This window comes from Aeromonas sp. Marseille-Q7275 (genome assembly GCF_965119515.1).
On sequence record NZ_CBCPLW010000001.1, the window covers coordinates 400,490 to 412,190 of the forward strand.

Genomic DNA, 11,701 nt, shown 5'->3' on the forward strand with positions numbered 1-11,701 from the left:
AGCAAGGGGTGAGCGAGCGCCTTGGGAAGGCGCTCGTCTGGGAAAAGAGAGGGGCCATGTGCCCCTCTCTTGTTGTGGTGCCTGTGCGGTGGCGGAGCAAGGGGGGCGTTATCCCGGCGCCCTTGGCAAGGGCGGCGCAAGGCACCTTGATAAGGGATGGTTGCACCGATCCGCCTATTTTTTGATTAAATTTATATTCATTAAAAACAATATGTTATTGGTGTTCTGTTGGTTTTTTTTCAGGTTTATTTCAATTTTGGGGAAATCTTTTCTCCCCTCGTCCGGTTCTATTGGACGTAACCGGATGAGATGCGCCGGAGACACCACTCACGACAATAAGGAATATGGACATGAACGTGAAAAAGAGTACTGCCATTGCCTCTGCCATGACGGGTCTGCTGGCCCTGGGTGCCCAGTTCATCGCCGCGCCAGTCATGGCGGCGGACGACAAGGAGAAGTGCTACGGCGTGGTCAAGGCGGGCAAGAACGATTGCGCCAGCAAGGGCGGCTCCTGCGCCGGTACCGCCAAGATGGATGCCCAGGGGGATGCCTTCGTGGTGGTGCCCAAGGGCCTGTGCGAGAAGCTCGCTGGCGGGTCGCTGCAACCCAAGTAAGCCCGGTGCCATGGTGTGGCGCCCGCCACATCATGGCCCTCATCTTTTGAGAGAGCCCCGCCATGAACCCCTTGATCGGTATAGGTTTACGCCCCCCCCACTATGACGAGATCCGCCAGACCCTGCCCGGGGTAGGCTGGCTCGAGGTGCACAGCGAAAACTACTTCGAATGTCACGGCAAGGGCTTCGAGGTGCTGGCCGAGCTCGCCGGGCACTACCCCGTCAGCCTGCACGGGGTCGGCATGTCCCTTGGCTCCGCCGACCCGCTCGACCCAGCGCACCTGCGCCAGCTGGCGGCCCTGGTGGCGGCCATCTCGCCGGTGCGGGTCTCCGAGCACCTGAGTTGGGGCAGCATAGGCGGGCGCTATTTCAACGATCTGCTGCCCATGCCCTACACCCGCGAGGCCCTCTCGCACATGAGCGACAAGATAGAGCGGGTGCAGCAGGCCCTGGGCCGGCAACTGCTCATCGAGAATCCCTCCTCCTACCTGCAGCTGCCCGGGGAGATGGGGGAGGCTGAATTTCTGGCGGAGCTGGCGCGGCGCAGCGGCTGCGGCGTCCTGCTCGATCTCAACAACCTTTATGTCAGCAGCGTCAATCACGGCTTGGATTGCGCCGACTACCTGGCCACCATCGAACTCGGGACGGTCGGGGAGATCCACCTGGCCGGGTTTACCGACAAGGAGTTGCCCCAGGGGCACCTCTATATCGACACCCACAGCGCCCCTGTGGCCGAGCCGGTGTGGGCGCTCTATCGGCAGGTCTGCGGGCTTTGCGCCATCCCCACCCTGATCGAGTGGGATCTGGAGATACCCCCCTTGCCTGTGCTGCTGGAAGAGGCCGGACGTGCCGACGCCATACTGAGCGCGGCGCAGCGAACCTCCCGGGAGGCCGCCCATGTCTGAGCTGGCCTCCCTGCAACGTTCCTTTGCGAGCGGTCTGCTCGGGGTGGATGACGCCATCCTCGCGCGCATCCAGCCGGGGCGCTTTGCCCCCGACGCCCTGCTGCAGATCTATCGCAACAACTTCATCCTCGGCCTCACCGAGGTGCTGGCCAGCAGCTATCCCGCGGTGCGCGCCATGGTCGGTGAGACCTTCTTTGAGGCGGCGGCGCGAGGGTTAGTGCTGACCGCCCCCCTGGAGGAGGGGAGCGTCATGGACTACGGGGAGGGTTTTGGCGCCTGGCTCGAAGGCTTGCCCACCACCCGGGCTCTGCCCTGGCTCGGGGAGCTGGCCCGCTTCGAGTGGCTGCTGGAGCGTGCCTCCCTGCTGGTGCCAGAGTCCAGGCGCTGGCCCGCCGAGCGGCTCGCCGCCCTTGCCCAGGCCCAGTGGGATCGACTGGTACTGCATCCCGCCTGCGATCTGCTGCTGCTCGAGAGCCGTCATCCGGTGCTGGCGCTCTGGCAGATGGCCCTGCACGGCGGGGAGACGGTCAGCGAGCTGGATGCCCCCTGCTGGCTGGCCCTGAAAAAACGCCCCGGCCACAGGGTCGAGCCCATCCCCCTGGATGCCGCCGCCTGGCGCCTGCTGCAAGGCTGCCAGCAGGGCAGGCCGCTGGCCAGCCTGCTGGCCCGGGAGCCGGCCATGGCCGAGCACCTGCCCCCCCTCATCACCCTCGATCTGCTGGTCGATCTGGAGCTTGCCCCATGACAACTCAGACTCTCACCAAGCCGCTTGGCCTCTTTGCCGAGCGCATCCTGCCCTGGTGCAGCGGCGCCCTGCTGCTGCTGGCCAGGCTCTGGGTCGCCGCCGTCTTCCTGCGATCCGGCTGGCTCAAGTTCACGGCCTGGGACTCCACCCTCTACCTGTTCGAGTTCGAGTATCAGGTGCCCCTGCTGCCCTGGCAGTGGGCGGCCTACGCGGGCACCGCGACCGAGCTGCTGCTGCCGCTCTTCCTGCTGGCGGGCCTCTTCACCCGCCCGGTCGCCTTGCTGCTGTTTGGCTTCAACGCCATGGCGGTCATCTCCTATCCCACCCTGTGGGCGGGGGGCTTTCACGATCACCAGCTGTGGGGCTGGATGCTGCTGACCCTGGCGGTGTGGGGGGCAGGCCCCCTGTCATGGGACAGCTGGCGCCTTGCAAAGGGGCGCAGCGGCCATTAACGTGGCTGCCAGATGAAGGGGCCTGCGGGCCCCTTCTTGTCATGTCACCCAAGGAGAGACAGATGATGGTTCGCGAGGCCCTGGCCGCCGACATTCCCGCCCTGGTGCGTCTTCGCATGGCGCTCTTTTGCGAGGTGGGGGAGCTTGCCCGGCCCGATGAGGACCCCGCCCTCTGGCAGGCGACGCTGACCTATTTCACCCGGGCGCAGGAAGAGGGCAGCGCCCGCTCCTGGCTGGTGGAGGTCGATGGGGAGGCGGTGGCGTGCGGCACCCTGGCGCTCTTCGTGCGGCCCCCCTATCCGGGCAACCTGGCGGGGCGCGAGGCCTATCTGCTCAACATGTATACCCGGCCGGCCTGGCGCAAGCGGGGCATGGCGAGCGTCCTGCTCGATGCCATGGCGGCACATGCCCGGGAACAGCGACTGGGCAAGCTGTGGCTGCACGCCAGCGATCAGGGGCGTCCGCTCTACGAGCGGCTCGGTTTTGTTTCCAACCCGGCCTGCCTGGAGTGGTGCCCGGCGCCCTGAGCGAGGCGCAGTGATCCTGAGTCGATTCTTTTACGTACTGGCGCTCTTGGCGGCGGCGTTGCTTTTCTCTACACTGCGCGCCCCGTGGTCCAAGGTCATCTGACCACTCATCTTGAGACTCGCGGGGCCGATACAGTCAGTGGGGGAGGCTGTGGTGCCGATCCGGATCGTCAACGAGGTAGGAGTGTCATGTTCAATCACAAACTCAAGGCGCAGTTGCAGGCCTGTCAGGCCCGGCTCGAGGAAGAGCAGGGCTTAGCCCAGGCGATCAAGGGCAGTGCCGCGACCATCATCTTCAGCCCGGACGGGGAGATCCTGGAGGTCAGCGAGCCCTTCCTGAGCCTGATGGGATATGGCGCGGGCGAGCTGCAGGGGCGCCACCACCGCCTGCTCTGCCCCGAAGGCTGGACCGGCTCCACCGACTATCAGCAGTTCTGGCGCCGCCTCGCCCAGGGGGAGGCGCAGTCCGGCACCTTCGAGCGGGTGAACAGGCAGGGGGAGACCCGCTGGCTGGAGGCGAGCTATTTCCCGGTGAAGACCCAGGGCAGGGTGACCCGGGTGGTGAAGCTGGCCAGCGATGTGACGGCCCGGCATCAGCGGCTGCAACACCTGGAGGCGCTCTCCCAGGCGCTGGACCGCTCCCGGGCCATGATAGAGTTCACCCCGAGCGGCGAGATCATCGGCGCCAACGCCAACTTCCTGGACACCATGGGCTATCGCCTGAACGAGATTGCGGGCAAGCATCACAGGATCTTCTGCGACGAGGCCTTCCTGCGCGAGCAGCCCAGATTCTGGGAGGAGCTGGCCCGTGGCCAGTTCAAGTCCGGTCTCTTCATGCGCCACAACAGCCGGGGGGATGCCGTCTGGCTGGAGGCCACCTACAACCCGATCCGGGATCAGAGCGGCAAGGTGGTGAAGGTCGTCAAGTTCGCCAGCGACATCACGGCCCGCATCGAGCAGAACCACGCCACCCGGGAAGCGGCCCGCCTCGCCCACAGCACGGCGCAGGAGACCCTCTGCAGCGCCGAGGCCGGGGCCGAGCTGCTGCGCGCCGTGGTCGATACCTCTTCCCTCATCGCCACCCAGGTGGATCAGGCCATCGCCCTCGTCGGCCAGCTCAACGAGCAGTCCAGGAGCATAGAGGCCATCGTCTCGACCATCAGCGCCATCGCCGATCAGACCAATCTGCTGGCCCTGAACGCAGCCATCGAGGCGGCGCGGGCGGGGGAGCAGGGACGGGGTTTTGCCGTGGTGGCCGACGAAGTACGCCAGCTGGCGGCCCGCACCTCACTTTCCACCGCCGAGATAGCCAAGGTGGTGCAGAAGAACCGCGAGCTGACCGCCAGGGTGACCGACGACATGGCCGGGGTGGCGGGCAGCGCCGAACTCGGCAAGCAGCAAATCAGCGAGGTGGACAAGCTGATGAACGACATCCACCAGGAGGCGAGCCGGGTCTCCCAGACGGTCTCGGCACTCTCCATCTGAGCCAGCTGCGGTTGCGACACCCTCTGGCGAGATCGCCAAAAGAGTGAGCGAACGAGCCACCAAGCTGAACCCTGGCTGTACCACCCCGGCCTTGTGAATTGTGGCGCCCCGCCCCCTTGTTTAGGCTGCCGCCTCATTTTTCATTGAGCGGGTAGAGAACAATGGCAGTACGACAGAAAGGCAGGGCCCTGGCCCTGCTGCTGGGGACGGTGGCGAGCATGGGGCTCGGCGGTTGCATGGGGCAGATGGGGCTCTCCTCCATGGTGACCAAGGGCAACCTCAGCGTGGTGGACAATCGCTACGGCCGTGCCGGTGTCTTCGTCCTGCTCTCCCCCGTCTATGGCCTGGCGGCGACGGCGGATCTGTTCGTGTTCAACACCATCGAATTCTGGTCTGGCAAGAACCCCATCACCGGCAAGTCCCCGGCCCTGGTGGATCACAAGGCGGATGCGGTGATCAAGGTCAACCAGCATCTGGATCCGGCCCTCAACAAGGTGCCGCTCGCCATGCTGCCGCAAGGGGTGCGCGAGGTGAAGGTGAGCTACCCGGACGAGCGCACGGCCCAGATGGAGATCCACTACATCGACGGCCATCGCGACATGATGCGCGGGGAGATGCGCGGCGAGCTGCTGGACATCTACCTGGACGACAAGCTGGTCTCGACCCTGACCCGCAAGCAGCTGGACGAAAAGGCAGGGGCAGGCAAGGTGGAGGTGTAACTTCTTCAGAAAGCCGATCTTTTTCCATCTGAAAAGGGTATAAACAAGCGGCTGGCAAGATCGCCATTATGTCTAAGGGAGAGCAGGCTATGGCGGTGACCGGATTGCGGTTGGCTGAATTGATTGGTTCCCTCAGTCATGCCCTGGACATGACCGAGGGTCAACCACGAGGACACTGCATCCGCTGCTGCTGGATAGGTGCCCGTCTGGGGGAGCGGCTGGGACTGGATGCCCGGCAGCGCCACGACCTCTATTACACCCTGCTGCTCAAGGATCTGGGGTGCAGCAGCAATGCCGCCCGCATCTGCGAGCTCTATCTCACCGACGATCTTCACTTCAAGCGCGACTTCAAGCTGGTGGATGGCTCCCTCTCCGAGGTGGTCAACTTCGTGCTGGGTCACACCGGCTTGCAGGCGGATCTGCTCGGCCGTTTTCGCAGCCTGTTCCACATCTTTCGCAACGGCGATCAGATAGCCAACGAGCTGATCCAGACCCGCTGTCACCGAGGGGCGGACATCGCTCGCCAGCTGCGCTTCAGTGACGAGGTGGCCAACGGCATCCTCTCCCTCGATGAGCACTGGAATGGCAAGGGGCGGCCGCTGCAGCTGGCGGGGGAGGCGATCCCGCTCTTCTCCCGCATCGCCCTGCTCTGTCAGGTGGTGGATGTGTTTCATGCCGCCGCAGGGCCGGATGCGGCGCTCAGGGAGCTGCGCGAGCGCAGCGGCAGCTGGTTTGATCCCGCCCTGGTCGCCGAGTTTGAGACGCTGGCCGACGAGGCGTTCTGGCAGGGGCTGGTGGATCCCAGGCTGACCGGGTGGGTCTTCGACCACCCTGCAGGTCAGGGGGAGGTGGCGCTCGATGAAGATTATCTGGACGAAATCGCCGCGGCCTTCGGCCAGGTGGTGGACTCCAAGAGCCCCTATACCGCGGGTCACAGTGGCAGGGTGGCGCTCTACACCGACATTCTCGCCGCCCAGATGGGCTTGTCTGCATCGAGACGGCGCTGGCTCAAGCGGGGGGCCCTGCTTCACGACGTGGGCAAGCTCGGGGTGAGCAACGCCATCCTCGACAAGCCGGGCAAGCTCGATGGGCAGGAGTGGGCGGCGGTGCAGCTGCATGCCGCCTATACCGAGGAGATCCTGAGCCGCATCGGCGCCTTCGAGGAGCTGGCCCAGGTGGCCGGCGCCCACCATGAGCGGCTCGACGGCAAGGGCTACCCCAAGGGACTCAAGGGGGCGGAGATCTCCCTTGAGACGCGCATCATCACTACCGCCGACATCTTCGACGCCATCACCGCCAAGCGCCCCTATCGGGACGCCATCCCTGTGCCCCAGGCGCTGGAGATGATGGCCGAGCATCTGGGCAGCGCCATCGATCCCGACTGTTTCGCCGCCCTTCAGGCGGGGATCCGGGACTTCTCCCTCTACCTCACGCCGGAACAACCCCTGGCGCAGGCCGGCTAAGGCCGACGGCGCCATCATGGCCCGAGTGGCGGGAGACCAAAGACAGAACGCCCCCATTGCGGGGCGTTCTGTTAGCCCGCCTTGCTGCCCTGGCTGCGGGGCGGGTTCATCACCAGTCCCAGCAGGCGGTGGAGGTGGGCTATCTGCTCGGTGAGCTGCAGGTTGAGCCAGAGGTAGCCGCTGATGGTGGCCTCGTCGTCGGTCCCCGGGCGCACCTCGGCCTGCACCTCGGCGGCCGCCGCCTGCAATCGGGCGATGGCCTGCTCGGCGGCGCTGCTGTCGCCGCTCTTGAGCATGAGGGCGAGCTGGATGATCACCGCCTCCGTGGCCTGCTGGCAGGCGCGCAGCCCGGGGTGGCTCTGCATCAGGAAGTGGCTCTGGCGATCCCGCCAGTAGGTGTTGGCCAGCATCTCCAGGGTGCAGAAGGTGTTGCGCATCGTGGTCTGGACGGCCTCGAACAGTGAGCTGTTGAGACGGGTCTCCTTGACGGCGGGCGCCAGCAGGGGGCGCAGGCTGACTATCTTGGTGAGCAGGCGGGCGTGGCTTTGGGCCAGCCTGGGGCGCTCCAGGATATTGGGGGAGAGGTGGGTGTGATAGATCCGTTGCGCCTGTTGCAGGCTGTCGTGCATCTGCAGCCGCCAGTGGGTATAGGCCCGCTGGGGGTAGATGCTGCAAAACAGCAGGGCCAGCATGGACCCCAGGATGACGTCGCCGCTGCGCCAGAGCGCTGTCTCTATGTCTCCCGGCACCCCGCCGACTATGACCCCCAGGGTGATGCCGATGAGCAGCCCCACATAGGGGCGCTTGCCGAGCGCCAGGTAGCCGCACAGGAACATGATGGCGCTGCACCAGACCAGCATCAGCGGCAGGGAGTAGAGCTCCAGATAGAGGGCCACCACCCCGCAGGCGGCACCGAAGATGGTGCCGACCACCCGTTGCAGCGCCCGGGAGAGCACGTTGCCCCAGAACGAGATGGGGCCCATCACCACCACCAGGGTGATGAGGGGCCAGGTGCTCTCCGGCAGCTTGAGCTCCCGGGTCAGCAGGAAGGTGAGGGTGAAGGCCAGGGCGATGCGCAGGCCGTGGACCAGGCGGTAGCGACCATAGATCAGCAGATCGAATCGGGAGAGCGGCGTGTTCAGGCGCAAGGGAGTCGTCTCATGTCAGGTTGATCATCTCGTGTTGCCGTGCCGGCGGACGCTCGCCATCACGGCAAGAGGCGGATCCGGACCCGTTCACCTTGGGTGATGGCCGATCGGGCAGGGCACTCGATCACACAGTTGGCCGGGGGCAGGGCAGAAGGCATGAAAGCACTTGCCGGGCGCACCTGCAAGCAGCCGTTGGCATCCTGGCTGAGGTGGCCGGGCAGGCAAGCCTCCCCCGCCGGATTGGGCATGGCCTCCAGGGCCAGGGCGAGCAGCTGCAGCGGCGGCAAGCTGGGCTGGCTGCTGGCATCCCGGGGCAGCCGGGCGCAGATGAAGTCTGCGATGGCGTCCAGGGCCTCGAAACGAAACTGGGGCAGGGTCGTTGCCTCGGGCGCATCGCTGATGAGCGCCACTATGTCCGGGTCCTCCGGGAACAGCAGGGGTCTGCCGAGGGCGCGGCGATGGAGCTCTATCTTGGGAAAATGGCGATGCTTGAACCCCTCGACCAGCAGCAGATCGAGCTGCGCCCAGTCGAAGCGGGCCAGCAGCGCCTCCAGGGAGGGCTCTTGCTCCGGGGTCTCGCAGATCAGGGCGTGGCGCAGGGAGGAGGCCGCCATCACCTGGCGGGCACCGGCCTGGCGCAGGCGATGGCTGTCCTTGCCCGGCTTGTCCATGTCGAAGTGGTGATGGGTATGCTTGAGCACCCCGAGCCGCAGGCCGCGCTGGCCGAGCAGGGGAATGAGGCGCTCCAGCAGGGTGGTCTTGCCGGTGCCGCTCCAGGCGACGAAGCCGAGCAGGGGCCCTGGGGCGCTCATGGTCGCACGCCCCCCGCCAGCGGCTCCTGATGCGGCAGGCTCGCCTCGTAGGCGGCGAGCTCGGCCGGGCTGTTGAGGTTGACGAAGGCATCGGGCTGGTCGGCAAAGGGCACCACCGTCATCCGGTGGCGGGCAAACCAGGCCCCGGTCTTGCGCTCTCCCTCTGCTAGGGCCAGTTGCAGTGAGGGGAGCAGGGCGCGATGGAGCAGGGCGACCACGGGTTGCAGATGCTGGCCGTCGTGGGCCACCACCAGCTCGCTCTGCGCCGTCATGGCGGCGCGAAAGCGGGCCATCAGATCACGGGGCAGGGCGGGGCCGTCGCAGGGCACGAACAGCACCCAGTCGTGGCGGGCGGCGGCAAGGCCAGCCTGCATGCCAGCGAGCGGCCCCTGGAAGTCGGCCTGCGCGTCGCCGATGACGGGGGCCAGCGCCCGGTAGCGCTCCTCGCTGCGGTTGGCGTTGATCAGCACCTCGTCCACCTGGGGGCGCAGACGCTCCAGCACATGGACTATCAGGGGCTTGCCCGCCAGGGGCACCCAGCCCTTGTCGTCGCCCCCCATGCGGGTGGCACGGCCGCCGGCCAGGATCACGGCGGAGACGGGGAAGGGGAGGTCGCTGCGGCTCATGGGGCTCCTGGGGTCTCTAGGGTGGCATGCCGCGCAGCAGGGTGCTGGCGGCATCGAATGTCTGCCGATCTTGCGCCAAGCGCCCCGCCGGGGCAAGCCCGGCGGCCATGAGTCCGGCAGGAGAGGGGGCTTTGGCCGCAGGGTATGCCCAAGCTCACAAAACCGAATCCCCAAACGTCATATGATCCCTGCAATCTGAGTCTTGCTCTCCTGCCGAATGGCAACTTCATGTAAATCAAAGAGAATGACTATGGCTACCGGACAATATCTGCTGTGGAAAGACGCACAGGGAGAGGACTTTCGCCCCGTTGCACTGACAGGCACCGATCTGCTCAACGATCGCAATCTCAACAAGGGCACCGCCTTCACCGAACAGGAGCGGGCCGACTTCGAGCTCGACGGCCTGCTGCCGCCCCAGGTGCAGACCTTCGAGGCCCAGCTGGAGCGGGTCTATCAGGGCTTCCTGAGCGCCTGCAGCGACATCGAGAAGTACCAGAACCTGCGGGCCCTGCAGGATCGCAACGAGACCCTGTTCTACGCCCTGCTGTCGCGCCACGTGGAGGAGATGACTCCCTACATCTATACCCCGACCGTGGGCAAGGCGTGCCAGGAATTCAGCCACCGCTTCCAGAAGCCCCGCGGCCTCTACATCACCCCGAAGAACGTCGATGACATGGGCTCCCTCGCCCGCCACATGGACGCCAAGGCGGTGCGCATCATAGTCGTGACCGACAGCCAGGGGATCCTCGGCATCGGCGATCAGGGGGTGGGGGGCATGGGCATCCCCATTGGCAAGCTCTCCCTCTATACCCTGGGGGCTGGCATCCATCCCGCCTGCTGCCTTCCCATAGCGCTGGATGTGGGCACCGACAACCAGGCGCTGCTGGACGACCCCATGTACCTGGGGCAGCCCCATCGCCGCATTCGCGGCAAGGAGTACGACGACTTCATCGACAAGTTCGTGGCCGGGGTCAAGCGCCACTTCCCCAACGCCGTGTTGCAGTGGGAGGACTTCAGCAAGTCCAACGCCTTCAACAACCTCTCCCGCTACCAGCAGACGCTGCCCTCGTTCAACGACGACATCCAGGGCACAGGGGCCGTGGTGCTGGCGGGCATCATAGGCGCCGTCAAGTCCAAGGGCGAGACCCTGGGTCAGCAGCACTACCTGGTCTATGGGGCCGGGGCCGGCGGAGTCGGGGTGGCGGATCAGATCTGCGCGGGGATGATCCGCGAGGGACTGGACCCGCAGGCGGCGCGGGATCGCATCTACATCCTGGATACCCAGGGGCTGGTGTGCGACAACCGCGAGGGACTGGACGAATACAAGCGCCGCTACGCCAAGCCGGGCCTGCTGCTGGCCCAGTGGGATCTGCAGGGCAAGGCGGGGCTGACCGAGGTGCTGCGCCACGTGCCCATCAGCGTGCTGCTCGGCACCAGCGGGGCCGGTGGCGCCTTCCAGGAGGAGCATATCCAGCTGATGCTGGCCCACTGCGAGCGCCCCATGGTGTTCCCCCTCTCCAACCCCACCGCCAACTGCGAGGCGCTGCCGGAGGACATCTTCCGCTGGAGCCAAGGCCGCGCCATCGTCGCCACCGGCAGCCCGTTCAAGGACGTGCAGCATAAGGGCCAGACGTTCCGGATCGGCCAGGGCAACAACGTCTTCATCTTCCCCGGTGTGGGGCTGGCCGCCATCGTCAGCCAGATCCGCGAGATAAGCCCGGACATCTTCACCACAGCGGCCTTCGCGCTGGCGGAGTGCGTGGATGAGGCGGATCTCGCCCGGGGCACCGTCTACCCGAGGATCAGCGAGCTGCGCAACATCTCGGTACACGTGGCGACTGCGGTGCTCAAGGACATAGTGCGCCGCGACCCCTCCCACCCGCTGATTGGCCAGGATCTGCAGCAGCACATCCTGAGCCACATGTGGGAGCCTGTCTATCTGCCCTATCGCCGGGTCTGACACGGGACAGGGATCGCGACGGGGTGGCACTGCCACCCCGTTTTTTTTTGCTCCCGGCCACCACAGGGGCGAGGGGCGGCGGATACCACCCTTTTTCGAACCTGCGCCCGCAGCAGGCGGTGAATGGCGGCCCGGGCTGAAAGCCTTGTCATCACATTCGGCCAGAAAAACGATTGGCGTCGGCCACAAAAGTGCGTAAAATCGCATACTCGATGCTTGTAGCAACGAATCCCGCCTAAAAAGCC

Annotated in this window: 11 protein-coding genes and 1 pseudogene; 9 read left to right on the plus strand and 3 right to left on the minus strand. The window is 65.8% G+C overall.

The features are described 5' to 3' along the window. Positions 1-350: 350 nt before the first annotated feature. From ACWPWQ_RS01820 to ACWPWQ_RS01855, 8 genes are all read left to right on the plus strand, one after another. The gene (locus ACWPWQ_RS01820; protein WP_005328858.1) at positions 351-614 is read left to right on the plus strand and encodes a BufA1 family periplasmic bufferin-type metallophore; all 264 of its coding nucleotides are present in this window, start codon (positions 351-353) and stop codon (positions 612-614) included. A 62-nt stretch (positions 615-676) separates the two neighbouring features. Continuing rightward, positions 677-1,519 carry an MNIO family bufferin maturase gene (gene bufB / locus ACWPWQ_RS01825; protein WP_454008865.1) on the plus strand — a complete coding sequence of 281 codons (843 nt, stop codon included), beginning with the start codon at positions 677-679 and terminating at the stop codon, positions 1,517-1,519. Next, positions 1,512-2,264 (plus strand): HvfC/BufC family peptide modification chaperone, encoded by a 753-nt coding sequence (locus ACWPWQ_RS01830; protein WP_454008866.1) that lies wholly within the window; start codon positions 1,512-1,514, stop codon positions 2,262-2,264. Before bufB ends, ACWPWQ_RS01830 begins: the two co-directional genes overlap by 8 nt. Continuing rightward, positions 2,261-2,716 (plus strand): DoxX family protein, encoded by a 456-nt coding sequence (locus ACWPWQ_RS01835; protein ID WP_454008867.1) that lies wholly within the window; start codon positions 2,261-2,263, stop codon positions 2,714-2,716. Before ACWPWQ_RS01830 ends, ACWPWQ_RS01835 begins: the two co-directional genes overlap by 4 nt. A gap of 62 nt (positions 2,717-2,778) precedes the next feature. Further along, positions 2,779-3,243: a GNAT family N-acetyltransferase gene (locus ACWPWQ_RS01840; RefSeq protein WP_454008868.1), complete on the plus strand. Its 465-nt coding sequence runs from the start codon at positions 2,779-2,781 to the stop codon at positions 3,241-3,243. Positions 3,244-3,432: 189 nt separating this feature from the next. Then, complete coding sequence (locus ACWPWQ_RS01845; protein WP_427232810.1) at positions 3,433-4,728, plus strand: methyl-accepting chemotaxis protein; 1,296 nt, start codon at positions 3,433-3,435, stop codon at positions 4,726-4,728. Positions 4,729-4,889: 161 nt separating this feature from the next. Continuing rightward, complete coding sequence (locus ACWPWQ_RS01850; protein ID WP_265435435.1) at positions 4,890-5,447, plus strand: DUF3332 domain-containing protein; 558 nt, start codon at positions 4,890-4,892, stop codon at positions 5,445-5,447. Positions 5,448-5,536: 89 nt separating this feature from the next. Next, the gene (locus tag ACWPWQ_RS01855; RefSeq protein ID WP_454008904.1) at positions 5,537-6,910 is read left to right on the plus strand and encodes an HD-GYP domain-containing protein; all 1,374 of its coding nucleotides are present in this window, start codon (positions 5,537-5,539) and stop codon (positions 6,908-6,910) included. A 71-nt stretch (positions 6,911-6,981) separates the two neighbouring features. On the opposite strand, the gene ACWPWQ_RS01860 is transcribed toward ACWPWQ_RS01855, so the two are convergent. From ACWPWQ_RS01860 to mobA, 3 genes and pseudogenes are all read right to left on the minus strand, one after another. Then, entirely contained in the window at positions 6,982-8,058 is a 1,077-nt protein-coding gene (locus tag ACWPWQ_RS01860; protein ID WP_454008869.1) for an FUSC family protein, read from the minus strand. A 323-nt stretch (positions 8,059-8,381) separates the two neighbouring features. Then, positions 8,382-8,870 (minus strand): annotated as a pseudogene (gene mobB, locus ACWPWQ_RS01865) (molybdopterin-guanine dinucleotide biosynthesis protein B); the annotation flags it as partial. Further along, positions 8,867-9,496 (minus strand): molybdenum cofactor guanylyltransferase MobA, encoded by a 630-nt coding sequence (mobA, locus tag ACWPWQ_RS01870; protein ID WP_342058192.1) that lies wholly within the window; start codon positions 9,494-9,496, stop codon positions 8,867-8,869. The pseudogene mobB and the gene mobA, both read right to left, overlap by 4 nt. A 250-nt stretch (positions 9,497-9,746) precedes the next feature. Between mobA and ACWPWQ_RS01875 the strand changes: the two genes are divergently transcribed. Further along, positions 9,747-11,456: an NAD-dependent malic enzyme gene (locus tag ACWPWQ_RS01875; protein ID WP_454008870.1), complete on the plus strand. Its 1,710-nt coding sequence runs from the start codon at positions 9,747-9,749 to the stop codon at positions 11,454-11,456. Positions 11,457-11,701: the final 245 nt, after the last annotated feature.

What these genes read in the sequence shown, in the direction of transcription:
- ACWPWQ_RS01830 (WP_454008866.1), top strand. Translation starts at nt 1,512, where the DNA reads ATGTCTGAGCTGGCCTCCCTGCAACGTTCCTTTGCGAGCGGTCTGCTC.
- ACWPWQ_RS01855 (WP_454008904.1), top strand. Translation starts at nt 5,537, where the DNA reads ATGGCGGTGACCGGATTGCGGTTGGCTGAATTGATTGGTTCCCTCAGT.
- ACWPWQ_RS01840 (WP_454008868.1), top strand. Translation starts at nt 2,779, where the DNA reads ATGATGGTTCGCGAGGCCCTGGCCGCCGACATTCCCGCCCTGGTGCGT.
- bufB (WP_454008865.1), top strand. Translation starts at nt 677, where the DNA reads ATGAACCCCTTGATCGGTATAGGTTTACGCCCCCCCCACTATGACGAG.
- ACWPWQ_RS01875 (WP_454008870.1), top strand. Translation starts at nt 9,747, where the DNA reads ATGGCTACCGGACAATATCTGCTGTGGAAAGACGCACAGGGAGAGGAC.
- mobA (WP_342058192.1), bottom strand. Translation starts at nt 9,496, where the DNA reads ATGAGCCGCAGCGACCTCCCCTTCCCCGTCTCCGCCGTGATCCTGGCC.
- ACWPWQ_RS01835 (WP_454008867.1), top strand. Translation starts at nt 2,261, where the DNA reads ATGACAACTCAGACTCTCACCAAGCCGCTTGGCCTCTTTGCCGAGCGC.
- ACWPWQ_RS01850 (WP_265435435.1), top strand. Translation starts at nt 4,890, where the DNA reads ATGGCAGTACGACAGAAAGGCAGGGCCCTGGCCCTGCTGCTGGGGACG.
- ACWPWQ_RS01845 (WP_427232810.1), top strand. Translation starts at nt 3,433, where the DNA reads ATGTTCAATCACAAACTCAAGGCGCAGTTGCAGGCCTGTCAGGCCCGG.
- ACWPWQ_RS01820 (WP_005328858.1), top strand. Translation starts at nt 351, where the DNA reads ATGAACGTGAAAAAGAGTACTGCCATTGCCTCTGCCATGACGGGTCTG.